This window comes from Rubrivivax sp. A210, assembly GCF_904426505.1.
Lineage (GTDB): Bacteria > Pseudomonadota > Gammaproteobacteria > Burkholderiales > Burkholderiaceae_C > Rubrivivax.
Window position 1 is genome coordinate 26,061 of sequence record NZ_CAJGBN010000045.1, and the last position, 23,826, is coordinate 49,886.

The 23,826-nt window shown below is 70.1% G+C and carries 22 protein-coding genes; all 22 read left to right on the top strand.

What is annotated here, in order from left to right; all coding sequences use genetic code 11:
- Window positions 1-2 precede the first annotated feature (2 nt).
- The 22 genes from lnt to JMV16_RS18405 all read left to right on the top strand — a co-directional run bounded on the left by lnt (window position 3) and on the right by JMV16_RS18405 (window position 23,808).
- On the top strand, window positions 3-1,499 hold the full coding sequence (lnt, locus tag JMV16_RS18300; protein WP_201495744.1) for an apolipoprotein N-acyltransferase: 1,497 nt from the start codon (window positions 3-5) through the stop codon (window positions 1,497-1,499).
- Between the two features lie 62 nt (window positions 1,500-1,561).
- Entirely contained in the window at window positions 1,562-2,479 is a 918-nt protein-coding gene (gene glyQ, locus JMV16_RS18305) for a glycine--tRNA ligase subunit alpha (protein WP_201495745.1), read from the top strand.
- Window positions 2,476-4,590: a glycine--tRNA ligase subunit beta gene (gene glyS, locus JMV16_RS18310; protein WP_201496012.1), complete on the top strand. Its 2,115-nt coding sequence runs from the start codon at window positions 2,476-2,478 to the stop codon at window positions 4,588-4,590. The genes glyQ and glyS overlap by 4 nt, the downstream gene beginning before the upstream one ends.
- A gap of 14 nt (window positions 4,591-4,604) precedes the next feature.
- Window positions 4,605-5,201 (top strand): D-glycero-beta-D-manno-heptose 1,7-bisphosphate 7-phosphatase, encoded by a 597-nt coding sequence (gene gmhB / locus JMV16_RS18315; protein WP_201495746.1) that lies wholly within the window; start codon window positions 4,605-4,607, stop codon window positions 5,199-5,201.
- A complete protein-coding gene (locus JMV16_RS18320) occupies window positions 5,201-6,004 on the top strand; it encodes a lysophospholipid acyltransferase family protein (RefSeq protein ID WP_201495747.1) in 804 nt (267 codons plus the stop codon). Before gmhB ends, JMV16_RS18320 begins: the two co-directional genes overlap by 1 nt.
- A gap of 9 nt (window positions 6,005-6,013) precedes the next feature.
- Entirely contained in the window at window positions 6,014-6,898 is an 885-nt protein-coding gene (locus tag JMV16_RS18325) for a M48 family metallopeptidase (protein ID WP_201495748.1), read from the top strand.
- A 304-nt stretch (window positions 6,899-7,202) separates the two neighbouring features.
- A complete protein-coding gene (locus tag JMV16_RS18330) occupies window positions 7,203-7,631 on the top strand; it encodes a MerR family transcriptional regulator (RefSeq protein ID WP_201495749.1) in 429 nt (142 codons plus the stop codon).
- Window positions 7,632-7,728: 97 nt separating this feature from the next.
- The gene (locus JMV16_RS18335) at window positions 7,729-8,907 is read left to right on the top strand and encodes an isovaleryl-CoA dehydrogenase (RefSeq protein WP_201495750.1); all 1,179 of its coding nucleotides are present in this window, start codon (window positions 7,729-7,731) and stop codon (window positions 8,905-8,907) included.
- A 69-nt stretch (window positions 8,908-8,976) separates the two neighbouring features.
- Window positions 8,977-9,645, top strand: coding sequence for a carbonate dehydratase (can, locus tag JMV16_RS18340; protein ID WP_201495751.1), 669 nt, complete (start codon window positions 8,977-8,979; stop codon window positions 9,643-9,645).
- A gap of 10 nt (window positions 9,646-9,655) precedes the next feature.
- Complete coding sequence (gene aceK, locus JMV16_RS18345; protein ID WP_201495752.1) at window positions 9,656-11,440, top strand: bifunctional isocitrate dehydrogenase kinase/phosphatase; 1,785 nt, start codon at window positions 9,656-9,658, stop codon at window positions 11,438-11,440.
- 26 nt (window positions 11,441-11,466) lie between these two features.
- Complete coding sequence (locus JMV16_RS18350; protein ID WP_201495753.1) at window positions 11,467-12,645, top strand: acetyl-CoA C-acyltransferase; 1,179 nt, start codon at window positions 11,467-11,469, stop codon at window positions 12,643-12,645.
- Entirely contained in the window at window positions 12,642-13,319 is a 678-nt protein-coding gene (locus tag JMV16_RS18355; protein WP_236580600.1) for a LysE family translocator, read from the top strand. The genes JMV16_RS18350 and JMV16_RS18355 overlap by 4 nt, the downstream gene beginning before the upstream one ends.
- Window positions 13,316-13,984, top strand: a complete 669-nt coding sequence (locus JMV16_RS18360; RefSeq protein WP_201495754.1) for an SDR family oxidoreductase — start codon at window positions 13,316-13,318, stop codon at window positions 13,982-13,984. Before JMV16_RS18355 ends, JMV16_RS18360 begins: the two co-directional genes overlap by 4 nt.
- Window positions 13,985-14,011: 27 nt before the next feature.
- Window positions 14,012-15,142, top strand: a complete 1,131-nt coding sequence (locus JMV16_RS18365) for an acyl-CoA dehydrogenase family protein (RefSeq protein ID WP_201495755.1) — start codon at window positions 14,012-14,014, stop codon at window positions 15,140-15,142.
- Window positions 15,143-15,388: 246 nt separating this feature from the next.
- Entirely contained in the window at window positions 15,389-15,988 is a 600-nt protein-coding gene (locus tag JMV16_RS18370) for a helix-turn-helix transcriptional regulator (RefSeq protein ID WP_201495756.1), read from the top strand.
- A gap of 28 nt (window positions 15,989-16,016) precedes the next feature.
- The gene (trkA, locus tag JMV16_RS18375) at window positions 16,017-17,450 is read left to right on the top strand and encodes a Trk system potassium transporter TrkA (protein ID WP_201495757.1); all 1,434 of its coding nucleotides are present in this window, start codon (window positions 16,017-16,019) and stop codon (window positions 17,448-17,450) included.
- Window positions 17,447-18,904: a TrkH family potassium uptake protein gene (locus JMV16_RS18380; protein WP_411565053.1), complete on the top strand. Its 1,458-nt coding sequence runs from the start codon at window positions 17,447-17,449 to the stop codon at window positions 18,902-18,904. The genes trkA and JMV16_RS18380 overlap by 4 nt, the downstream gene beginning before the upstream one ends.
- 70 nt (window positions 18,905-18,974) lie before the next feature.
- Complete coding sequence (locus JMV16_RS18385) at window positions 18,975-19,967, top strand: Bug family tripartite tricarboxylate transporter substrate binding protein (protein WP_411565047.1); 993 nt, start codon at window positions 18,975-18,977, stop codon at window positions 19,965-19,967.
- Window positions 19,964-21,343, top strand: coding sequence for an FAD-dependent oxidoreductase (locus tag JMV16_RS18390; protein ID WP_201495759.1), 1,380 nt, complete (start codon window positions 19,964-19,966; stop codon window positions 21,341-21,343). Before JMV16_RS18385 ends, JMV16_RS18390 begins: the two co-directional genes overlap by 4 nt.
- A gap of 123 nt (window positions 21,344-21,466) precedes the next feature.
- The gene (locus JMV16_RS18395) at window positions 21,467-23,077 is read left to right on the top strand and encodes a carboxyl transferase domain-containing protein (RefSeq protein ID WP_201495760.1); all 1,611 of its coding nucleotides are present in this window, start codon (window positions 21,467-21,469) and stop codon (window positions 23,075-23,077) included.
- A 37-nt stretch (window positions 23,078-23,114) separates the two neighbouring features.
- Window positions 23,115-23,420 (top strand): type II toxin-antitoxin system VapB family antitoxin, encoded by a 306-nt coding sequence (locus tag JMV16_RS18400; RefSeq protein WP_201495761.1) that lies wholly within the window; start codon window positions 23,115-23,117, stop codon window positions 23,418-23,420.
- Complete coding sequence (locus tag JMV16_RS18405) at window positions 23,407-23,808, top strand: PIN domain nuclease (RefSeq protein ID WP_201495762.1); 402 nt, start codon at window positions 23,407-23,409, stop codon at window positions 23,806-23,808. Before JMV16_RS18400 ends, JMV16_RS18405 begins: the two co-directional genes overlap by 14 nt.
- Window positions 23,809-23,826: the final 18 nt, after the last annotated feature.

Here is a 23,826-nt window from a genome sequence, read left to right on the forward strand (position 1 = left end):
CCATGCCCGTCACCTGGCGCGGCGGCGTGCTGGCGGCGCTGCTGGGGGCGGCACAGACGCTGGCGCTGGTCCACACCACGCTGTGGCCGCTGCCGCTGCTGACGGCGGCCTGGCTGGCAGGCCGGCTGGACCGGGCCACGCCGCGCGGCGGCTTCGTCCTCGGCCTGGCCTATGGCACGGCCTGGATCGCCGCCGCCGTCTGGTGGCTTTTCATCAGCATGCATCGCTACGGCGGCCTGGCGGCGCCGCTGGCTGCGGCGGCGGTGCTGGCGCTGGCGCTGGCGCTGGGCCTCTTTCTGGCGCTGGCCGGCGCTGCCTATGCGCGCTGGCGCCACGGTCGCGCGGCCGACGCGGTGCTCTTCGCGGCGCTGTGGCTGCTGGCCGAGCTGGGCCGCGGCATGCTCTTCACGGGCTTTCCCTGGGGCGCCAGCGGCTACACCCAGGTTGACGCGCCGCTGGCCGTGCTGGCGCCCTGGCTGGGCGTTTACGGCATGGGCGCGGCGCTGGCGTTGGCTGCGGCGGCGCTGGCGCGGCTCGTCGCCAGCCGCTGGCGCGCCTGGCCGCTGGCCACGGGCGTCGCTCTGGCACTGGGCGCGGCGGCCGCTGTCGGTCCCGCCGCTTTCACGCGGCCGGCCGGCGAGATCAGCGTGGCCCTGCTGCAGACCAATATCAGCCAGGACGAGAAATTCGCTGCCGAGCGCATGCCGGCCACCCTGGCCTGGCTGGCCACGGCGCTCGCCCAGGCCGAGGCCGAACTGGTGGTGGCGCCCGAGACCGCCGTGCCGCTGCTGCCCGACCAACTGGAAGATGCCGCGCCCGGCTACTGGCAGGCGCTGGAGGCGCAGTTCGCCCAGCCCGGCCGTGCCGCCCTGGTGGGCCTGCCGCTGGGTGACTACGAACGCGGCTACCGCAATGCCGTGGCCGGGCTCTCGGCTGGCCCTCCCTACCGCTACGCCAAGGCCCACCTCGTGCCCTTTGGCGAGTTCATCCCCACCGGCTTTCGCTGGTTCACCGAGCTGATGAACATTCCGCTCGGTGATTTCGACCGCGGCGAGGCCCGCCCGCCCTCGTTCGCGGTGGGCGCCCAGCGCGTGGCGCCCAACATCTGCTACGAAGACTTGTTCGGCGAGGATCTGGCGCGGCGCTTTGCCGACGCGGCCACGGCGCCGACGCTGCTTGCCAACCTCAGCAACATCGGCTGGTTCGGCGACAGCATCGCCATCCCCCAGCACCTGAACATCTCGCGCCTGCGCGCGCTGGAGTTCGAGCGCAGCATGCTGCGCGCCACCAACACTGGCGCCACCGCCATCATCGGCCCCGACGGCCGCGTCCAGGCCTTGCTGACGCCGCACACGCGCGGCGTACTCACGGGCCGCGCCCAGGGCCGCGAGGGCCTGACGCCCTATGCCGCCTGGGCGGCGCGCTTCGGTCTGTGGCCGCTGGTGCTGGGTGCGCTGGCGCTGGCGTTTGCCACGTCCAGGCCTTGGCGGCGCCCGTAAACTCGGGCCTCCCGCCGGAGCCTCCGGCCCGATCCCGCACCGCACCCGCACCGCATCACCCCATGCTGACCTTCCAGCAGATCATTCTCGAATTGCAGTCCTACTGGGACGCCCAGGGCTGCGCGCTGCTGCAGCCCTACGACATGGAAGTGGGCGCCGGCACCAGCCACACCGCCACCTTCCTGCGCGCCCTCGGCCCCGAGCCCTGGAAGGCGGCCTATGTCCAGCCCAGCCGCCGCCCCAAGGATGGTCGCTACGGCAACAACCCGAACCGGCTGCAGCACTACTACCAGTACCAGGTGGTGCTGAAGCCGGCGCCGGCCAACATCCTGGAGCTCTACCTGGGCAGCCTCGAGGCCCTGGGTTTCGACCTGAAAGCCAACGACGTCCGCTTCGTCGAGGACGACTGGGAGAACCCCACGCTGGGCTGCTGGGGCCTGGGCTGGGAGGTCTGGCTCAACGGCATGGAGGTGACGCAATTCACTTATTTCCAGCAGGTGGGCGGCATCGACTGCAAGCCCATCACCGGCGAGATCACCTACGGCCTGGAGCGGCTGGCGATGTACCTGCAGGGTGTGGACAACGTCTACGACCTGCAGTGGACGGCAGGCCTGAAGTACGGTGACGTCTACCACCAGAACGAGGTCGAGCAGAGCACCTACAACTTCGAGCACAGCGATGTCGATTTCCTGCTGCAGGCCTTTGGCGCGCATGAGAAGCAGAGCAAGTACCTGATGGAGCAGCAACTGGCCCTGCCCGCCTATGAGCAACTGCTCAAGGCCGGCCACAGCTTCAACTTGCTCGACGCCCGCGGCGCCATCAGCGTGACCGAGCGCGCCGCCTACATCGGCCGCATCCGCAACCTGGCGCGCGCCGTGGCGCAGAGCTACCTGGACAGCCGCGCCCGCCTGGGCTTCCCGATGGCGCCCAAGGCCTGGGCCGACGAAGTGGTCGCCCAACTGGCGAAGAAGGCGGCCTGACCATGACCACGCTGCTGCTCGAACTCTTCGTCGAAGAACTGCCGCCCAAGGCGCTGAAGAAGCTGGGCGAGGCCTTTGCCGCCAGCCTGGCCGACAGCCTCAAGGCTCAGGGCTTGGCGCCGGCCGACGCCGCCGTCACTGCCTACGCCAGCCCGCGGCGGCTGGCGGTGCAGGTCGCCGGCGTCGCCGCCAAGGCCGCCGACAAGGCCCAGCAGGCCAAGCTGATGCCGGTGGCCGTGGCCCTGGGTGCCGATGGCCAACCGACGCCGGCGCTGCTGAAGAAGCTGGCCGCCCTGGGCGCCGACGCCAGCGCCGTGCCGCGGCTCAAGCGCCTGCCCGACGGCAAGGCCGAGGCGCTGTTCCTGGACAGCGTCGTGCCCGGCGCCACCCTGGCCGAGGGCCTGCAGAAGGCGCTGGCCGAGGCGCTGGCCCGCCTGCCCATCCCCAAGGTCATGCAGTACCAGCTGGCCGACGGCTGGACCAGCGTCAACTTCGTGCGCCCGGCCCACGGCCTGGTGGCGCTGCACGGCGATCAGGTGGTGCCGGTCACAGCGCTGGGCTTGGAGTCCGGCCGCGTCACCAGGGGCCACCGCTTCGAGGCCGCCGTGCCGCGCATCAGCCTGGCCTCGGCCGACAGCTATGCCCAGCAACTGCGCGACGAAGGCGCCGTCATCGCCAGCTTTGCTGACCGTCGCGCCGAGCTGCAGCGCCAGTTGCAGGCCGCCGCGGCCGCCCAGGGCCTGACGCCCATCGACGACGAGGCCCTGCTCGACGAGGTGACGGCCCTGGTCGAGCGCCCGAACGTGCTGCTGTGCCGCTTCGAGCCGGAATTCCTGGCCGTGCCGCAGGAATGTCTCATCCTGACGATGAAGGCCAACCAGAAGTACTTTCCGCTGCTCGATGCCGCCGGCCGGCTGACCAGCCAGTTCCTCGTTGTCAGCAATATCCGCCCGGCCGACGCCAGCCGCGTGGTCGAGGGCAATGAGCGCGTCGTGCGCCCGCGCCTGGCCGATGCCAAGTTCTTCTTCGACCAGGACCGCAAGAAGACGCTGGAGGCGCGCGTGCCGGCGCTGGCCAAGGTGGTCTACCACGGCAAGCTCGGCACCCAGGGCGAGCGCGTCGAGCGCGTGCGCGCCATCGCATCGTCCATCGGCCAGCAGCTCGGCGGTGCCGCGCTCGCCGCCCAGGCCGACCGCGCCGCCCTGCTGGCCAAGGCCGACCTGCTGACCGACATGGTGGGCGAGTTCCCCGAGCTGCAAGGCATCATGGGCGGCTACTACGCCCGCCACGACGGCGAGACCGAGGCCGTGGCCTTCGCGGTGGAAGACCACTACAAGCCGCGTTTTGCCGGCGATGCCCTGCCCAGATCCGATCATGGCGATGCCGGCCTGGTGCTGGCCCTGGCCGACAAGCTCGAGACCCTGGCCGGCCTGTTCAGCATCGGCCAGCTGCCCACCGGCGACAAGGATCCGTTTGCGCTGCGCCGCCATGCGCTGGGGGTGATACGGATGCTGGTGGAGCGCGAGCTGGCGCTGGACATCGATGCGCTGGTGAATATCGCCTACGACGCCTTTCCGCCAGAGCGGATCAAGCGCAACGGCGCCGAGCTGCTGGGCTTCGTCTACGAGCGCCTGTCGGGCTCGCTGCGCGAGCAGGGCTACAGCGCGGCCGAGGTCGACGCCGTGCTCTCGCTGCGGCCGGCGCGCCTGCACCTGGTGCCGCGCCAGCTGGCGGCGGTGCGCGCCTTCGCCGCCCTGGCCGAGGCGCCGGCGCTGGCCTCGGCCAACAAGCGCGTGGCCAACATCCTGAAGAAGGCGGCCGACGAGCCCCAGGGCGAGGTCGACGCGGCCCTGCTGCGCGAGCCGGCCGAGCAGGCCTTGGCCGCCGCGCTGGCCGCGGTGGCACCGCGGGCCGACGCTGATTTCGAGCGCGGCGACTACACCGCCAGCCTGCAGGCCCTGGCCGCGCTGAAGGCGCCGGTCGACGGCTTCTTCGACGGCGTGATGGTGAACGCCGAAGACGCCGCGCTGCGCCGCAACCGGCTGGCACTGCTGGCCGGCCTGCACCGGGCGATGAACCGCGTTGCCGACCTCTCGCGGCTGGCTGCCTAGACCGGCCGCAATCCATGTTCTCGACCAAGCTCGTCATCCTCGGCCGCGACGGCATCCTCAACGAATTCCGCGAGGGCCATGTCACCGATCCTGAGGAATGGCGTCCCATCCCGGGCGCGCTGGAGGCGGTGGCCCGCCTCAACCATGCCGGCTGGCACGCGGCGGTGGCCACCAACCAGGCCGGCATCGGCCGCGGCATGATCGACATGGCCGCCGTCAACGCCGTCCACGCGCGCATGAACCAGCTGCTGCTGGCCCAGGGCGGGCGCATCGACGCGGTCTTCTTCTGCCCGCACACGCCCGAGGACGACTGCGACTGCCGCAAGCCCAAGCCGGGCATGATGATCGACATCGGCCACCGCTACGGCGTCGACCTGGCCCAGGTGCCCATGGTCTGCGACACCCTGCGCGACCTGCAGGCGGCCCAGGCCGCCGGCTGCGAACCCCACTTGGTGCTGTCGGGCCGCGCCGCCGCTGCCGGCGACGAGCAGGTGCGGCAGATGCTGGCCCAGGTGCCGGTGGCGCGCTCGCACGCCGACCTGGGTGCCTTCGTGGATTTCCTGCTCGCGCGTGATGACACGGCCGATTCCGGCCCTGGGAGCCTGTCCTGATGGCGCTGCTGCAAAGGTTCGGCTGGGCGCTGCGCTCGGCGCTCTTCGTGCTGTGGCTGGCGGCCACCGTCGTGCCCTGGGCCACGGGGGCATTGCTGCTGTCCATCTTCGTGCGCGGCAAGCGCCTGTACTGGCCCACCATGTACTGGCTGGTGGTGGCGATTGCCGGTGCGCGCGTGATCTGCGGCGTGCGCTACCGTGTCCACGGCATGGACAACCTGCCCACGGCGGCGCAGGAGAACTCGGCCGTGGTGTTGGCCGCCAAGCACCAGAGCACCTGGGAGACCTTTGCCCTGCCCGGGCTCATGCCGCACCCGCTGGCCTATGTCTTCAAGCGCGAGCTGCTCTACATCCCCTTCTTCGGCTGGGCGATGGGGCGGCTGGACATGATCCACATCGACCGCAGCAAGCGCACCGAGGCCTGGAACAAGGTCGCGGCCCAGGGCCGCAAGCTCTTCGACCAGGGCATCTGGGTCATCATGTTTCCCGAGGGCACGCGCACGCCACGCGGCAGCAAGGGCGCCTACAAGAGCGGCGCCTCGCGCCTGGCCATCTCGGCCGGCGTGCCCATCGTGCCAGTGGCTGCCAGCTCGGCCAAGTGCTGGCCGCGCAAGAGCTTCCTGCTGCGGCCGGGGGTGATCGACGTTTCCATCGGCACGCCCATCGCCAGCGAGGGGCGCCAGCCCGACGAGCTGATGCGCGAGGTCGAGGCCTGGATCGAGGCCGAGATGCGCCGCCTCGATCCTGAGGCCTACGCGCATGAGAAGCACGAAAAGGCCGGCGGCGCGGCGCCGCAATCCTAGAATCTGCCGATGCCGCCGCCCGACCCAGCCTTGCCGACCCAGCTTTCGCTGTTCGACGAAGGCCAGCCGGCGCCTGCGGGCAGGGCCGCTTCGCCCGAAGTCCGGGTGCCGCCTGCGCTTGTCGAGCCGGCCGCGCCCGATCCGCGCCAGCCACGGCCGCAGCGTGAGTTGGTCGTCGACGGCCACCGCATCGCCTATGCGCTGCGCCGCTCGCGCCGCCGCAGCATCGGTTTCGTCGTCGGCCCCGAGGGCCTGGCGGTGAGCGCGCCGCGCTGGGTGGGCGTGGCCGAGATCGAGGCGGCGCTGCGAGAGAAGTCGGCCTGGATACTGCGCAAGCTGCAAGAGCAACGCGAGCGCGCTGCACGCCTGGCGGCGGCGCGCGTCGAATGGCGCGAAGGCGCCACCATCCCCTTCCTGGGCGAGGCGGTGATCCTGGTGCTGGACCCGCGCGCCACCGGCGCCGTGCTGCACACCGACGCCACCGCGCTGCCCGGCGTGCCGCGCCTGACGCTGCACCTGGGCCTGCCGCAGACGGCCGCGGCCGAGCAGATCCGCGACACCGTGCAGAGCTGGCTGCAGCGCCAGGCCCGCCACGTCTTCGAGGAACGCTGCACTCTCTTCACCGCGCGCCTGGGCGTGCGCATGAAGCGGCTCTCGCTCAGTTCGGCCGCCACGCGCTGGGGCAGCGCCAGCGCCGACGGCTCGATACGCCTGAACTGGCGCCTGGTGCATTTCGCGCTGCCGGTGATCGACTACGTCGTCACCCACGAGCTGGCCCATCTGCGCGAGATGAACCACAGCGCCGCCTTCTGGGAGGTGGTGCGCTCGGCCCTGCCCGACTACGAGCAGGCGCGCGGCGCCCTGCGCCACCAGTTGCTGCCTGTCCTCGATTGACGGCGGGGCCACCCCCCTAGTTCGACGGGGTGCATATGCCCTGCAATCCACCATCTGGGGTATGCGCCGTATGACCCACCCCGGCCATACTGGTCCGGTACGCTGTCTTCACCAGGCAAAAGAATGGGCCCGCATCGGCCCCGGCAGGCAAGGAAGGCCTTCATGCGGCGGCAGTCAGGTTCAAACTGGCTGCCGCCGCTGCCGTTTGTGGCAAGCCAATGGCACATTGTCGGCGGCGCCCGGCCGGCGCCCGGGCCGTGGTTCTATAGTCGCGGTTTACGTTGACGTTAACGTCAGTCCAACGATGCCCGCCGCCGCCCGCGCCTCGCAGCGCACCTACACCATCACCGAACTCGCCGCCGAGTTCGACATCACGGCGCGTGCGATCCGCTTCTACGAGGACATGGGCCTGCTCACGCCCGAGCGCGCCGGCCGCAACCGCGTCTACGGCCAGCGCGACCGCACGCGGCTCAAGCTCACGCTGCGTGGCAAGCGCCTGGGCCTGAGCCTGCAGGAGATCAAGCAGCTGGTCGACATGTACGACTCGCCCTCAGACACCTCGCAGCAGCTGCAGGCCTTCATGGGCGTGCTGGCTGAGCATCGGCGCCTGCTCGAGCAGCAACGCGAGGACATCGAGGTCACGCTGGCCGAGATCAGCCAGCATGAGGCGCGCTGCCGCAGCCTGTTGGCCGGCGGCGCGCGCCCGGCGCGGCCGGTCAAGGCCTCTGACTGAGGCAGTCGATCCGGCGCCGGGGCCGTTATCATTGACGTTTACGTAAACGTCAACCAAAGCGACCGGGCCCACCGGTCCCCACCAGGAGACAAACGCCATGAACCTGCCCGGCCTGAACTTCCAGCTCGGTGAAGACATCGACGCGCTGCGCGACGCCGTGCATGCCTTTGCCCAGGCCGAGATCGCGCCGCTGGCTGCCGAGGCCGACCGCAGCGACCAGTTCCCCATGCACCTGTGGCGCAAGATGGGCGAGCTGGGCGTGCTGGGCATCACCGTGCCCGAGGAATACGGCGGCGCCAACATGGGCTACCTGGCGCACATGATCGCGATGGAAGAGATCAGCCGCGCCAGCGCCGCCATCGGCCTGAGCTATGGCGCGCACAGCAACCTCTGCGTCAACCAGCTCAAGCGCAATGGCTCCGAGGCGCAGAAGCGCAAATACCTGCCCGGGCTGATCAGCGGCGAGCATGTGGGCGCGCTGGCGATGAGCGAGCCCGGCGCCGGCTCCGACGTCATCAGCATGAAGCTCAAGGCCGAAGACAAGGGCGGCTATTACCTGCTCAACGGCAGCAAGATGTGGATCACCAACGGCCCCGACGCGGACACCATGGTGGTCTACGCCAAGACCGAGCCCGAGCTGGGTGCTCGCGGCGTCACCGCCTTCATCGTCGAGAAGGGCATGAAGGGTTTCTCCACGGCGCAGAAGCTCGACAAGCTGGGCATGCGCGGCAGCCACACCGGCGAGATGGTGTTCGACAACGTCGAGGTACCGGCGGCCAACATCCTGGGCAACCTGAACGGCGGCGCCAAGGTGCTGATGAGCGGCCTGGACTACGAGCGTGCGGTGCTCGCCGCCGGGCCCATCGGCATCATGCAGGCGGTGATGGACAACGTCGTGCCCTACATCCACGACCGCCGGCAGTTCGGCCAGAGCATCGGCGAATTCCAGCTCATCCAGGGCAAGGTGGCCGACATGTACACCGTGCTGCAGGCCGGCCGCGCCTTCTGCTACACGGTGGGCAAGAACCTCGACCTGCTGGGCGCCGAGCATGTGCGCCAGGTGCGGAAGGATTGCGCCAGCGTGATCCTGTGGTGCGCCGAGAAGGCCACCTGGATGGCCGGCGAGGGCATCCAGATCTTCGGCGGCAACGGCTACATCAACGACTACCCGCTGGGCCGCCTGTGGCGCGACGCCAAGCTCTACGAGATCGGTGCCGGCACGAGCGAGATCCGCCGCATGCTGATAGGGCGCGAGCTGTTCGCGGAAACCCTCTGAGGCACGGCCCGCAGACACCCGACCGTAAACTCGTCTTCACCGCAACATCCGGCTTCGCCGCTCCGCCGAATGCACCCCGAACTGCCCGATCTCCTTGCCCGCAACGAGGCCTGGGCCGACGCCACCGAGAAGCGCGAGCCCGGCTTCTTCACCCGCCTGGCCAAGCAGCAGAGCCCGCGCTACATGTGGATAGGCTGCGCCGACAGCCGCGTGCCGGCCAATGAGCTGGTCGGGCTGATGCCCGGCGAGCTCTTCGTCCACCGCAACGTCGCCAATGTGGTGGTGCATTCAGACCTCAACGCGCTGTCGACGATCCAGTTCGCGGTCGAGCACCTCAAGGTCGAGCACATCATCGTCGTCGGCCACTACGGCTGCGCCGGCGTGCGCGCGGCGCTGCACGGCATCCGCGTCGGCCTGGCCGACAACTGGCTGCGCCATGTGCAGGACGTGCGGCTGCGCCACCGCAAGCGCATCGACCACCTGCCGCCGGCCGAGCAGGAAGACATCCTGTGCGAGATGAATGTCATCGAGCAGGTCGGCAACGTGGCCCTGTCCACCGTGCTGCAGGACGCCTGGGCGCGCGGCCAGAAGGTGGCGGTACACGGCTGGGTCTATGGCGTCGGCGACGGCCGCCTGAAGGATCTGGATGTGACGATGGAGTCGCCCGACGCCGTGGTGCGCGTCTTCGGCGATGCCATCAAGCGCTACCCGCGGCGGGCCGCGAGCGAAGACGACTGAAGCGGGCCGGATGTTTCCGCACCGCCTGAACGACACGCGCGCCTTCGACATCGCGCGCGCGCTGCTCGACGGCTTCAACCGCCATTACCGCCTGTTCCGCGAGACCAGCGCCGCCGCCCAGCAGCGCTTCGAGGCCGCCGACTGGCACGGCCAGCAGCATGCCCAGGCGCAGCGCATCGAGTTCTACGACCAGCGCGTCGACGAGGCGGTGGCGCGGCTGCGCGCCGACTACCGCATTGCCGAACTCTCGATGGACAGCTGGCAGCAGGCCAAGCTGCACTACATCGGCCTGCTCACCGACCACCACCAGCCCGAGCTGGCCGAAACCTTCTTCAACTCGGTCACGGCCAAGCTGCTGCACCGCGCCTATTTCCACAACGATTTCATCTTCGTGCGGCCGGCGGTGAGCACCGAATACCTCGAGAACGACGAGCCCGGCACCCGCCCCACCTACCGCGCCTACTACCCCACGCGCGACAGCCTGCACGAGACCTGGACGCGCATCATCGGCGACTTCGGCCTCGCGCGTGCCTTCGAAGACCTGCCGCGCGATGTCGACCATGTGGTGCAGGCCATGCTGTCGGAACTGGGCGGCTTCAGGCCGCGCGCCAACTTCCAGATCCAGGTGCTGGCCAGCCTGTTCTACCGCAACAAGGGCGCCTACCTGGTGGGCAGGATCATCAACGGCTTCACCGAGACGCCGCTGGCCCTGCCCATCCTCTACACGCCCTCCGACACCGCGGCGCCGCAGGCCGACGCCGGCCGCCTGGTGATCGACGCGGCGCTCTTCGGTGAAGACGAACTGCTGATGATCTTCAGCTATGCGCGCGCCTATTTCATGGTCGACATGGAGATTCCGTCGGCCTACGTGCAGTTCCTGCGCGGGCTGATGCCGCGCAAGCCGCGCGCCGAGCTCTACAACAGCCTGGGCCTGCAGAAGCACGGCAAGAACCTCTTCTACCGCGACTTCCTGGCCCACCAGCGCCACAGCAGCGACCGCTTCCGCATCGCGCCCGGCATCAAGGGTATGGTGATGCTGGTGTTCGACCTGCCGTCGTTTCCCTATGTCTTCAAGGTCATCAAGGACTTCTACCCGTCGCAGAAGGAAACCACGCGCGAGCAGATCAAGGGCAAGTACCTGCTGGTCAAGCAGCACGACCGCGTCGGCCGCATGGCCGACACGCTGGAGTACAGCAACGTCGCCTTCCCGCGCCAGCGCTTCGAGGACGAGTTGATGGCCGAGCTCGAGCGCTTCTGCGGCAGCCTGGTCGAGGTCGACGGTGACACCCTGGTCATCAAGCACCTCTACATCGAGCGCCGCATGATCCCGCTCAACATCTACCTGCAGGAGGCCAGCCCCGAGCAGGTGGCGCACGCGGTGGTCGAGTACGGCAATGCCATCAAGGATCTGGTCGCGGCCAATATCTTCCCGGGCGACATGCTGTGGAAGAACTTCGGCGTCACGCGCCACGGCAAGGTGGTGTTCTACGACTACGACGAGATCGAATACCTCACCGACTGCAACTTCCGCCGCGTGCCGGCCCCGCGCAACGAGGAAGAAGAGATGAGCGGCGAGGTCTGGTACTCGGTCGGCCCGCGCGACGTGTTCCCCGAGACCTTCGGCCCCTTTCTGCTCGGCAATCCGCGCGTGCGCGAGGTCTTCATGGCCCACCACGCCGACCTGCTCGACGCCGCCTTCTGGCAGGGCCACAAGGAACGCATCAAGGCCGGCCACGTCCACGACGTTTTCCCCTACGAGCCGGGCAAGCGTTTCACCAGCACGGCGCGCGCCTGACTTCCCAACCTGCAAGGAACCCCACCATGGTCGAATCCATCGTCATCGTCTCTGCCGCTCGCACGCCCATCGGCGGCCTGCTCGGAGACTTCGCCGCGCTGCCGGCCTGGGAACTGGGCGCCGTGGCGGTGAAGGCCGCGGTCGAGCGCGCCGGCGTGGCACCTGACGCCGTCGACGAGGTGCTGCTGGGCAACTGCCTGATGGCCGGCCAGGGCCAGGCGCCTGCGCGCCAGGCCGTGCTCAAGGCCGGCCTGCCGCAGAGCGCGGGTGCCGTGACGCTGTCCAAGATGTGCGGCAGCGGCATGCGCGCGGCGATGTTCGCCCACGACATGCTGCTGGCCGGCTCGGCCCGCGTGGTGGTGGCCGGCGGCATGGAAAGCATGACCAACGCGCCTCACCTGGTGTTCGCGCGCAAAGGCGTCAAGTACGGCGCCGCCCAGCTCTTCGACCACATGGCGATGGACGGCCTGGAAGACGCCTACGAGCGCGGCAAGGCCATGGGCGCCTTCGCCGAGCAGTGCGTCGAGAAGTACGGCTTCACGCGCCAGGCGCAAGATGCCTATGCCATCGCAAGCACCACGCGCGCCAAGCTCGCCAATGAAGACGGCAGCTTCGACTGGGAAATGGCTCCGGTCACGCTCCCCGGCAAGGCCGGGCCCACGGTGGTGAAGTGGGACGAACAGCCCTTCAAGGCCAAGCTCGACAAGATCGCCGGCCTCAAGCCCGCCTTCAAGAAGGACGGCACCATCACCGCGGCCAATGCCAGCAGCATCAGCGACGGCGCCGCGGCCCTGGTGCTGGTGCGCGAGAGGACGGCGGCGCAGCTGGGCCTGAAGCCGATTGCCCGCATCGCCGCCCACGCGGTGCATGCGCAGGAGCCGCAGTGGTTTGCCACCGCGCCGGCCGGCGCCATCACGAAGGCGCTGGCCAAGGCCGGCTGGCAGGCCGGCCAGGTGGACCTGTGGGAGGTCAACGAGGCCTTCGCGGCGGTGACGATGGCGGCGATGGATGAGTTCAGCCTGCCGCACGAGATCGTCAATGTCCACGGCGGCGCCTGCGCCCTCGGCCACCCCATCGGCGCCAGCGGCGCGCGCATCGTCGTCACGCTGCTGGGCGCGCTGCGCAAGCGCGGCCTCAAGCGCGGCGTGGCGGCGCTGTGCATAGGCGGCGGCGAGGCGACGGCGCTGGCGGTGGAGATGCTGTGACGGCGCTGGCTTCGTTGCTGCCCGGACCGGCCGAGGCAACGGTCTTTGCCACCGCCGTCTTCGTGCTCAACGCCACGCCCGGGGTCGACTTCGTGCTCACCGTCTCGCGCACGCTGCAGGGCGGCCCGCGCGCCGGCGCGGCGGCGGCGGCCGGCATCGCGGCCGGCTGCGTCGTTCATGCGCTGGCGGCGGCCTTCGGGCTCGCGGCACTTCTGGCCATGCATCCTCAGGCCTTTGTCGCCATCCAGTGGGCCGGTGCGGCCTACCTGGCCTGGCTGGGGCTGGTGATGCTGCGCCAGGCCTGGACGGCAGGGCGCGAGGGGTTGGCAGACCCCGCCGCGGCCACCGCGCCGCCACTGCGCACGGCCTGGGCCGATTTCCGCATCGGCCTGCTCACCAATGTGCTCAATCCCAAGGTGGCCTTCTTCTTCCTCGCCTTCCTGCCGCAGTTCGTGCCGGCGGACTCGCCGCAGAAGACCGCGTCCTTCCTGCTGCTGGGCGCCTGGTTCGTGGTCCAGGGCCTGGTCTTCCTGCTCGCGCTGGTGGCGCTGGCGGCGCGCCTTTCGCGGCTGCAGGCCTCGGGCACGGCGCGGCGGTTGCTCGGGGCCTTCGGTGGCGTGCTCTTCCTGGGCCTGGCGCTGCGCCTTCTGGGCGCGCGACCGGCGGCGGCATGAAGCGCGTACTGGTCGTCGGTGCCTCGCGGGGCATCGGCCTGGAATTCGTGCGCCAGTGGCGGGCCGAAGGCTGGGCCGTCACCGCCACGGCGCGCAGCGACGAGGGCTTGGCGGAGATCTCGACGCTGGGTGCGCGCGCCCTGCGCCTGGATGTCGCCGGTGCCGACGGCGCCGCCGCGCTGGCCTGGCCCATCGACGGCGAGGCCTTCGACGCGGTGGTGCTCAACGCCGGCGTCTACGGGCCTCGCACCCAGGGCCTGCAGGCGCCCACGCAGACCGAGTTCGATGAGGTGATGCACACCAATGTGCTGGGTGCGATGCGCGTGCTGCCCCAGGTGGTGGAGGTGTTGGCGCCGGGCGCACGTCTGGCGGTGATTTCCTCGCGCATGGGCTCGGTGGGCTTGCGCAGCGGCACGGCCGGCTGGCTCTACCGCGCTTCCAAGGCGGCGCTGAACTCGGTGCTCAAGGATGCCTCGCTGGTGCTGCAGGGCCGCGCCGTCTGCGTCGCCTTCCACCCCGGCTGGGTGCGCACCGACATGGGCGGCGCCGGTGCCGATCTCGACGTGGCCACCAGCGTGGCCGACATGCGGCGCACGCTGGCCGGCCTGTCTGCGGCCGACAACGGCGGCTTCTTCAACCACGATGGCAAGCCCCTGGCCTGGTAGGCCGGGCGCAATGGAAAGACCCTCCCGATGCTGCTCTCCGAAGACCACCTGGCAGTTCAGGATGCCGTGCGAACCTTTGTGCAGGCCGAGATCGCTCCGCATGCCGCGGCCTGGGACAAGAGCCACCAGTTCCCGGCCGCGCAGCTGGCCGGCCTGGCGGCGCTGGGCTGCTATGGCGTGGCGGTGCCGGCCGAGCTCGACGGCGCGGGCCTCGACTACCTGGCGCTGGCGCTGATCCTGGAAGAAATCGCCGCCGGCGACGGCGCCACCAGCACCGTGGTCAGCGTCAACAACTGCCCGGTGTGCTCCATCCTGATGGCCTTCGGCAATGCCGATCAGCAGCAGCGCTTCCTGCGCCCGCTGGCGCGCGGCGACATGCTGGGCGCCTTCTGCCTGACCGAGCCTCATGTGGGCTCCGAGGCCGGCGGGCTGCGCACCACGGCCACGCGGGATGGCGAAGAGTACGTGCTCAATGGCGTCAAGCAGTTCATCACCAGTGGCAAGAATGGTGATGTCGCCATCGTGATGGCGGTCACCGACAAGGCTGCCGGCAAGAAGGGCATCAGCGCCTTCATCGTGCCCACGGCCACGCCCGGCTACACGGTGGCGCGCATCGAGGACAAGCTGGGCCAGCACGCCAGCGACACGGCCCAGATCAACTTCGACAACTGCCGCGTGCCGGCCGCCAACCGCCTGGCCGACGAGGGCATGGGCCTGAAGATCGCGCTCTCGGGCCTGGAAGGAGGCCGCATTGGCATCGCCAGCCAGAGCGTGGGCATGGCGCGCGCTGCGTTTGACGCGGCGCTGGCCTACAGCAAGGAGCGCACGAGCTTCGGTCAAGCCATCTTCCAGCACCAGGCGGTGCAGTTCAAGCTGGCCGAGATGGCGACGCAGATCGAGGTGGCGCGCCAGATGATCTGGCATGCCGCCAGCCTGAAGGACGCCGGCCGGCCCTGCCTGAAGGAGGCTGCGATGGCCAAGCTCTTCGCCAGCGAAATGGCCGAGCGGGTCTGCTCGGGGGCGATCCAGGTCTTCGGCGGCTATGGCTATGTGAGCGACTTCCCCGTCGAGCGCATCTACCGCGACGTGCGCGTGTGCCAGATCTACGAGGGCACGAGCGAGGTGCAGAAGATCCTAATCGGCCGGGCGCTGGCGTAGCCAGCGAGCCGGCTGGCTACTGGTTCGGCCGGGCGCTGGCGTAGCCAGCGAGCCGGCTGGCTACTGGTTCGGCCGGGCGCTGGCGTAGCCAGCGAGCCGGCTGGCTACTGGATCGGGCGCGCGCTCGCCTGAGGCCCTGAATTCCCCTGCCCAGGGGATACCTTGGTGTCATTCGCGTTTCGCCCCTCCCGGGGCCCAATGTGTCCATCGAACGCAGCCGTTCGACCACAGTCCGGGAGAAACGCCATGCACACCAACAGCCAAGTCCAAAGCATCCAATCCACCCGCTCGCAACGCCTGGCCGCCATCGGCCACTGCCTGCTCGAGCGCCTTGAGACGCCGCTCTTCGTTACCGACGCCGACGGCGCCGTGCTCGAGGCCAACCCGGCCGCCACCCGCCGCATCGAGCGCCGCGACGGCCTGTGGCTGGACGCCGGTGGCCGCATCGCGCTGCGCCAGGGCGGGCGTTGGGTTCCGATCTCGCGCTGGCACGCGGCGCTGTCCGCCGGCCAGGAGCTGGCGCTGCCGCTGGAGATGGAAGGTGGCGGGCCGATGCAGATCAAGCTGCGCGCGATGAGCGCCGGCGAGGGTGGCACGGCCTGCTGGGTGCTGGCCACCATCGAGCGCGTGGTGCAGGCGCGCGGCGACGCCATGCGGCGGCGCTTCCGCTTCACGCGCACCCAGGCGCGCCTGGCAGAGATGCTGTGCGAGGGCATGCGCCCCATGCACGCGGCCGAGGCGCTGGGCGTCAAGATCTCCACCGTGCGCACCCACGTCGGCCAGATGTACGAAAAGACCGGCACCCACTCGCAGGCCCAATTGGTCGCGCTTCTGCACGCGGTGTGAGTGGCGTGGCGCCGGATAATCCGGCGCCATGAGGATCATGATCCTGGGAGCCGGCCGCGTCGGCGAGAGCGTGTCCGAAAGCCTGGTGTCGGAGCGCAACGACATCACCGTGATCGATACCGACCCGGCACGCCTGCGCGCGTTGCAGGATCGGCTCGACCTGCGCGGCGTGGTCGGCAACGGCATTCAGCCCAGCGTGTTGCAGGAAGCCGGCATCGTCGACTGCGACCTGCTCATCGCCTGCGCACCGCAGGATGAGACCAACCTGGTGGCCTGCAAAGTGGCCAAGCAGCTGTTCAACGTGCCCACGGCCATTGCCCGCGTGCGCAGCCCCGAATTCCAGGACGACAGCCCGCTGCTCGGCGCCGAGGGCTTTGCCGTCGACAAGGTGATCTGCCCCGAGCAGAGCGTCACCAGCTATATCCGCAAGCTGATCGAATACCCCGAGGCGCTGCAGGTGCTCGAGTTCGCGCAGGGCCTGGTCAGCCTGATCGCGGTGCGCGCGGTGGGCGGCGGACCGCTGGTGCGCCACAGTCTGGCCGAAATTCCCAGCCTGGTGCCCGGCGTGCAGATGCGCATCGTGGCCATCTACCGCCAGGACAAGGCGCTGACGGATCTGGTCGGCGGCACCCGCATCGAGCCGGGCGACGAGGTCTTCGTGCTTGCCGCCACGGCGCATATCCGTGCCGTGCTGGAAGCGCTGCGCGAGCGCGCCCAGGCCGTGCGCCGGGTGATGCTGGCCGGCGGCGGCAAGGTCGGCCTGCGCCTGGCGCGCGAGATCCACCCCGACTACCAGGTCAAGATCATCGAGCCCGGACGCGGGCGTTGCGAGTACCTGGCCACCCAGTTGCCGCACGCGGTGCTGGTGCTGGAGGGCGACGCCACCGATGCCGACCTGCTGGAGGACGAGAACATCGGCGAGATGGATCTCTTCCTGGGCCTGACCAACGACGACGAGGACAACATCATGGCCTGTCTGCTGGCCAAGCGTCTGGGGGCGCGGCGCGTGCTGGCGCTGATCAACCGCCGAGCCTACGCCGACCTGGTGCAGGGCACGCAGATCGACATCGCGATTTCGCCGTCCCACGCCGTGCTGGGTGAACTGCTGGCCTATGTGCGGCGCGGCGATGTCGAGGCGGTGCACAGCCTGCGCCGCGGCGCCGCCGAGGCGATGGAGGCCATCGTGCGCGGCGACCGCAAGACCTGCCGCATGGCCGGCCGCCGCATTGCCGATGTCGGGCTGCCGGCCGGCGCCCAGGTGGGCGCCATCGTGCGCGGCCTGCACCGGGGCGACGGCAGCCGCATAGACCTGAATGGCGGCGCCGACGCCCGCCCCGAGGTCATCATCGCCCACCACGACACCGTGATCGAGGCCAACGACCACGTCATCGTGTTCGTGCCGAGGAAGCGCATGGTGCGCGAGGTCGAGAGGTTGTTCCAGGTCAGCGCCACCTTCTTCTGATGGGCCTGCTGCCTGTCATCGCGCTGATCGGGCGCATCGTCACATTGTTCGGCCTGCTGATGGGCGTGCCGCTGGCCTTTGCGCTGGTGCCGCACGACCCGGCCGAGAGCGCCTTCATCACCTCGATGGGGCTCACGCTGGCCCTGGGCCTGGGCATGAGCCTGGCGGCGCGGCGCTTCCGCCGCGAATTGCAGCCGCGCGACGGCTTCCTGCTGGTGACGCTGACCTGGCTGCTGCTGCCGGCCTGCGGCGCGCTGCCGCTGCTGCTGGCCATCCCCGGCCTCAGTTTCACCGATGCCTATTTCGAGGCCATGAGCGGCCTGACGACCACCGGCGCCACCGTGCTCACCGGGCTGGAGCACTTGCCGCTGTCCATCAATGTGTGGCGCTGCTTCATGGTGCTGCTGGGGGGGCTGGGCATCATCGTGCTGGTGGTCGCCATCCTGCCGCTGCTGGGCGTGGGCGCGGCACAGCTGTTCAAGAGCGAATCGGCGGGTCCGATGAAGGACCAGAAGCTCACGCCGCGCATCGCCGAGACGGCGCGCGGTCTGTGGGCGGTGTACTTCGTGCTCGCCATTGCCTGCATGCTGGCCTTTCGCGCCGCCGGCATGGGCTGGGCCGATGCCTTCATGCACATGTGCAGCACCATGGGCCTGGGCGGGCTGGCGGCCTACGACGCCAGCTTCGGCGCCTTCGACTCGCCTGCCATCGAGGCGGTGGCCGTGTTCTTCATGCTGCTGGCTGGCGTCAACTTCGCGCTCTACTTCATGGTCTGGCGCACGCGCAGCCTGGGCGTGCTGCTGCGCGATGCCGAGGCGCGGGTCTACCTGGTGCTGATGCTGGCGTCGGTGCTGCTGGTGGCGGTCTTCCTGTGGCTGCAGGGCGTGTATCCCAGCTTTGCCGTGGCGCTGCGGCATGCCGCCTTCAACGTGGTTTCCATTGCCACCACCACCGGCTTCGCCACCGTCGACTACGCGCAGTGGCCGATGTTCGCGCCCGTGTTCATGCTGCTGCTTTGCGGCTTTGCCACCTGTGCCGGCAGCACGGGTGGCGGCATCAAGCTGGTTCGCGCGCTGCTGATCAACAAGCAAGCGCTGCGCGAGCTGACGCGCATCGTGCATCCGCGCGCCGTGGTGCCGGTGACCTTCGGCGGCGCCGCCGTGCCGCCGCAGGTGATGCAGTCGGTGCTGGCCTTCATGCTCATCTACGGCCTCGTCACCATCGCGGTGAGCATGTTGCTGCTGTTGTCGGGGCTTGATGTGGTCACGGCGGTGACTGCCGCCATCGCCTGCATCAACAACACCGGGCCCGGGTTGGGCCAGGTGGGCCCGGCTGGCAACTTCCAGGGTCTCAGTGATTTTCAGACCTGGGTCTGCAGCTACGCGATGCTCCTCGGGCGCCTGGAACTGCTCTCGGTGCTGGTGCTGTTCACGCCGCAGTTCTGGCGCCGCTAGGCCCCGCCGGCCGGCCCGGTGCCTGCGATACTGCACCTCGTAGCCTGCACCGATACCGCTGGATGCCGCCATGATGAACCACGATGCGCGCTCGCGCCGCCGCCTGCTGGCCGCGCTGATGCTGGGCCTGGGGCCGGGAACTGGCCGCAATGCGCGGGCCCAAGGCGCCGCCGCCTGGCCGACACGGCCGCTCAGGATCCTGGTCGGCTTTCCTGGGGGCTCTACCCCCGACATGGCGGCCCGCGCGCTGGCCGAGGCCCTGGCCCCGCTGCTGGGCCAGCCGGTGGTGGTGGAAAATCGGCCCGGCGCCGCCGGCAACCTGGCCGCCGACGCCGTGGCCAAGGCCGGCGACGACCACACGCTGGGCGTCGTCATCAACGGCAACCTGACCTCGGCGCCCCTGCTCAACCCGCGCCTGCCCTATGACCCGGCGCGCGATTTCAGCTTGATCTCGCTGCTGGCCACCGCGCCGCTGGTGCTGGTGGCCTCGGTCGATCTGCCCCCGGGCGCTGCCTTCCTGGCCGCGGCACGCGCCGCCGGCGAGCGCTGGAGCTATGGCTCGGTGGGCCTAGGTTCGGTCGGCCACCTGGGCATGGAGCTTTTCAAGGCCGCCGTCGGCAATACCCAGCCGGTGCATGTGCCTTACAACGGCAACCCGGCCGTGGTGACGGCGCTGCTCGGCGGCCAGATCCAGATGGCCCTGGTGCCGCCGGGCGTGGCCTTGCCCCATGTGCGTGCCGGCAAGCTGCACGCCATCGGCCTGGCCGGCCCGCGCAGCACGCTGGCGCCCGAGCTTGCGCCGCTGGCCGAACTGGGCCTGCGCATGGCGCCGCTGGAGGTGTGGGTGGCGCTCGTTGCGCCGGCCGGGTTGAGCCAGCCGGCGCGCGCCCGCCTGGCGCGCGAGGTGCCGGCCCTGGTGCGCGGCGAGCCGACCCGCCAGCGCCTTTTCGTCGCCGGCTGGGGCGCCCAGGGCAGTTCCCCCGAGGGCCTGGCGACGCGGGTGCGCGACGAGGCGCGGCTGCTCGGCGAGATCATTCGTGCGCGCGGCATCCGGCTCGAATGAAGAAGCGCGCAAGCGTCGTCGAGCCGGCGCGACGCACGCCGCTCTGGGCCGAGGTCGACGTGCTCGTGGTCGGTGGCGGCCCCGCCGGCCTGGCGGCGGCGGTGAGCGCGGCGCGCGGCGGCGCGCGCACCCTGCTGCTCGAACGGTACGGCTTCCTGGGCGGCATGGGCACGGCCGGTGGCGTGACCAATTTCGCCGGCCTCTACGGCCGCCGCGGCGGCCAGATGCAGCCGCTGGTGCGCGGCGTTGTCGACGAGCTGCTGGAGCGCATAGCCGCGCTCGGCGGCCTCAACGCGCCGCAGGACGGCCTGCAGGGCCGCATTCGCGTGCGCAGCTACGACGTCGCGGCCTACAAGTGCGCGGCCGACCAGTGGCTGCTGGCCGCGGGCGTCGAACTGCTCTTCCATGCCGTCGCGGTGGGCGTGGTGATGGAGGAGGGGGAGGGTGGCAAGCCCGGAAATGAGGGACCGCTGCGCATCGCCGCCGTGCTGGTGGAGACCCGCTCGGGCCGGCGCGCCATCCGTGCGCGCCAGGTCATCGATGCCAGCGGCGACGCCGATATCGCCCACCATGCGGGCGTGCCCTATGCACTGGGCGACGGCAAGGGCGACGCGCTCTACCCGAGCACGATGTTCCGCATCGGGGGCGTCGACGCGGCGCGCGCCCAGGCGGCGGTGGGTGGCTTCGGCGCCATCGACGCGCTGATGGAGGCGGCGGCCTCGCGCTACGACTTCCCGCGCCGCGGCGCCATCCTGCGCCCGCAGCGCAACGCGAGCGAATGGCGCGCCAACGTCACCCAGCTGCGCAATGCCCAGGGCCGCGCCGTCGACGCCACCGACGCGGCGCAGTTGAGCGCGGCTGAGGTCGAGGGCCGGCGCCAAATCGTCGAGTACATGCGCTTCCTGCGCGCCGAGGTGCCCGGCTTCGAGCACGCCGAGATCGCCGAGATCGCGGCCCAGGTCGGCGTGCGCGAGACCCGCCGCATCGCCGGCGCCTACCGCCTGAGCGGCGACGACGTGCTGGGCGGTGCGCGTTTTGCCGATGCCATCGGCCTCAATGCCTGGCCGGTGGAAACGCACGTCGCCGGGCGCATCGATTGGGCCTTTGCGCGCGACCCCGACAACGCCTACTGCCAGCTGCCCTGGCGCATGCTGGTGCCGCAGGGCGTGGACAACCTGCTCGTCGCCGGCCGGTGCGCGAGCATGGAGCACCTGGGCCAGAGCGCGGCGCGCGCCAGCGGCGCCTGCTTCGTGATGGGGCAGGCAGCCGGTACGGCGGCGGCATTGCGCGTGGCCGGGGCTTTCAGCGTCGAGCGGCTGCAGCAGCGACTGCTGGCCGACGGCGCCGATCTCGATACCGAGCCCGCAGGCGGCTGAACATGGGAGCGCAGGGCGCAAGCTGCCCAAGCCTTGGCCGCCGCGGCCTGCTGACCCTACAATTGACGTTAACGTAAACGTCAAGTGCGCCGGACGCAGAGCCGGCCGCTCCAGGAGACCCCCATGCCGACGCTCGAGTCCCAGCTCAATCCGCGCTCCGAGGCCTTCAAGGCCAGTGCGCAGGCGATGCGGCTGCTGGTGGATGACCTCAACGCGCGTCTGGCCGGCATCGCCCAGGGCGGCGGCGCGGCGGCGCGGGCCAAGCACACGGCGCGCGGCAAGCTGCTGCCGCGCGACCGCGTCGAGATGCTGCTCGATCCCGATACGCCTTTTCTCGAGATCGGCGCGCTCGCCGCGCTCGACCTCTACGACAACGCCGCGCCCGGCGCCGGCCTCATCACCGGCATCGGCCGCGTCAGCGGCATCGAATGCCTGATCGTCTGCAACGACGCCACCGTCAAGGGCGGCACCTACTACCCGCTGACGGTGAAGAAGCACCTGCGCGCGCAAGAGGTGGCGCAACAGAACCGCCTGCCCTGCATCTACCTGGTCGACAGCGGCGGCGCCAACCTGCCCAACCAGGACGAGGTCTTCCCCGACCGCGACCACTTCGGCCGCATCTTCTACAACCAGGCCCAGATGTCGGCCCTGGGCATTCCGCAGATCGCGGTGGTGATGGGCTCATGCACCGCCGGCGGCGCCTATGTGCCGGCGATGAGCGACGAGGCCATCATCGTGCGCAACCAGGGCACCATCTTCCTCGGCGGCCCGCCGCTGGTGAAGGCCGCCACCGGCGAGGTGGTGAGCGCCGAAGACCTGGGCGGCGGCGACGTCCACACGCGGCTGTCGGGCGTGGCCGACCACCTGGCCGAGAACGACATGCACGCGCTGGCCATCGCGCGGGCCAGCGTCGCCAACCTCAACTGGCGCAAGCCCGATCAGCAGCGCCTGGTGCCGCCGCGGCCGCCGCTGTTCGACCCCGCCGAGCTGCATGGCGTGATCCCGACCGACCCGCGCAAGCCCTTCGACGTGCGCGAGATCATCGCCCGGCTCGTCGACGGCAGCGAGTTCGACGAGTTCAAGGCGCGCTACGGTGCCACCCTGGTGACCGGCTTTGGCCACATCGAGGGCATGCCGGTGGGCATCGTCGCCAACAACGGCATCCTCTTCGGCGAGAGCGCGCAGAAGGGCGCCCACTTCATCGAGCTGTGCTGCCAGCGCCGCGTGCCCCTGGTCTTCTTGCAGAACATCACCGGCTTCATGGTCGGGCGCAAGTACGAGAACGAGGGCATCGCCAAGCACGGCGCGAAGATGGTGACAGCGGTGGCCACGGCCACGGTGCCCAAGTTCACGGTCATCATCGGCGGCAGCTTCGGCGCCGGCAATTACGGCATGTGCGGCCGGGCGTACAGCCCGCGCCTGCTGTGGATGTGGCCCAACGCGCGCATCAGCGTGATGGGCGGCGAGCAGGCCGCCGGCGTGCTGGCCACGGTGCGGCGCGACGGCATCGAATCCAAGGGCGGCCAGTGGTCGGCCGCCGACGAGGCCGCCTTCAAGCAGCCCATCCTCGAGCAGTTCGCCCACCAGGCCCACCCCTATTACGCCAGCGCCCGGCTCTGGGACGACGGCGTCATCGACCCCGCCGACACCCGCCGCGTGCTGGCCCTGGGCCTGAGCGCCAGCCTCAACGCGGCCATACCCGAGAGCCCGCGCTTCGGCGTCTTCCGCATGTAGTGTACGATGTGTTTGCAGTTTCAAATATGTACACATCATGCGCACTAACATCGACATCGACGACGCGTTGATGGCCCAGGCCCTGAAGGCCGGCCCCTACACGACCAAGAAAGACGCGGTCGAGGCCGGCCTCAAGCTGCTGGCGCGCCAGGCGGCCTACCGCGAAATCCTCAAGTGGGAGGGCAAGCTGGCCTGGCAGGGCGACGAGTCGCAGGACTGGACCGTGCCGGAGGAAGAAGCGAGCAAGGCCATCGTCATCAGCGAAGGCGGGCCGGCCGCGCTGCCATCCTCCCAGGCTGCCCAGCCCGCCCCCTCCAAGGGCAAGCGCCGTGCTGGTCGTTGACTCCAGCGTCTGGATCGACTTCTTCGCCGGCCATCCCAGCCCGGCGCGCCAGACGCTGCGCCGGCTGCTGTATGAGGGCGAGTTGCGCATCGTCGTGCCCGACCTGGTGCTGTTCGAGGTGTTGCGCGGCTTTCGCCACGAGCGCGAGTACCGCCAGGCGCGCACGCTGATGGAAACGCTGAGCATCGAGCCGGTGGCCGGCACCGAGATCGCCATCGAGGCTGCCCAGCACTACCGCAGCCTGCGCGCCGGCGGCGTGACGGTGCGCAGCGCGCTCGACGTGCTGATCGCCACCTTCTGCATCGAGCGCGGCTATGCGCTGCTGCACCGCGACCGCGATTTCGATGTCTTCGAGCGCCTGCGCGGCCTGCGCGCCTGGCGCCACTGATGCCCTGGAAGGTGCGAC

Coding starts and splice junctions, on each gene's coding strand:
- JMV16_RS18365 (WP_201495755.1), top strand. CDS start 14,012: ATGCTGCTCTCCGAAGACCACCTGGCAGTTCAGGATGCCGTGCGAACC.
- JMV16_RS18360 (WP_201495754.1), top strand. CDS start 13,316: ATGAAGCGCGTACTGGTCGTCGGTGCCTCGCGGGGCATCGGCCTGGAA.
- JMV16_RS18335 (WP_201495750.1), top strand. CDS start 7,729: ATGAACCTGCCCGGCCTGAACTTCCAGCTCGGTGAAGACATCGACGCG.
- JMV16_RS18395 (WP_201495760.1), top strand. CDS start 21,467: ATGCCGACGCTCGAGTCCCAGCTCAATCCGCGCTCCGAGGCCTTCAAG.
- JMV16_RS18390 (WP_201495759.1), top strand. CDS start 19,964: ATGAAGAAGCGCGCAAGCGTCGTCGAGCCGGCGCGACGCACGCCGCTC.
- JMV16_RS18330 (WP_201495749.1), top strand. CDS start 7,203: ATGCCCGCCGCCGCCCGCGCCTCGCAGCGCACCTACACCATCACCGAA.
- JMV16_RS18320 (WP_201495747.1), top strand. CDS start 5,201: ATGGCGCTGCTGCAAAGGTTCGGCTGGGCGCTGCGCTCGGCGCTCTTC.
- can (WP_201495751.1), top strand. CDS start 8,977: ATGCACCCCGAACTGCCCGATCTCCTTGCCCGCAACGAGGCCTGGGCC.
- JMV16_RS18370 (WP_201495756.1), top strand. CDS start 15,389: ATGCACACCAACAGCCAAGTCCAAAGCATCCAATCCACCCGCTCGCAA.
- trkA (WP_201495757.1), top strand. CDS start 16,017: ATGAGGATCATGATCCTGGGAGCCGGCCGCGTCGGCGAGAGCGTGTCC.
- JMV16_RS18400 (WP_201495761.1), top strand. CDS start 23,115: ATGCGCACTAACATCGACATCGACGACGCGTTGATGGCCCAGGCCCTG.
- JMV16_RS18325 (WP_201495748.1), top strand. CDS start 6,014: ATGCCGCCGCCCGACCCAGCCTTGCCGACCCAGCTTTCGCTGTTCGAC.
- gmhB (WP_201495746.1), top strand. CDS start 4,605: ATGTTCTCGACCAAGCTCGTCATCCTCGGCCGCGACGGCATCCTCAAC.
- aceK (WP_201495752.1), top strand. CDS start 9,656: ATGTTTCCGCACCGCCTGAACGACACGCGCGCCTTCGACATCGCGCGC.
- JMV16_RS18385 (WP_411565047.1), top strand. CDS start 18,975: ATGATGAACCACGATGCGCGCTCGCGCCGCCGCCTGCTGGCCGCGCTG.
- lnt (WP_201495744.1), top strand. CDS start 3: ATGCCCGTCACCTGGCGCGGCGGCGTGCTGGCGGCGCTGCTGGGGGCG.
- JMV16_RS18350 (WP_201495753.1), top strand. CDS start 11,467: ATGGTCGAATCCATCGTCATCGTCTCTGCCGCTCGCACGCCCATCGGC.
- glyQ (WP_201495745.1), top strand. CDS start 1,562: ATGCTGACCTTCCAGCAGATCATTCTCGAATTGCAGTCCTACTGGGAC.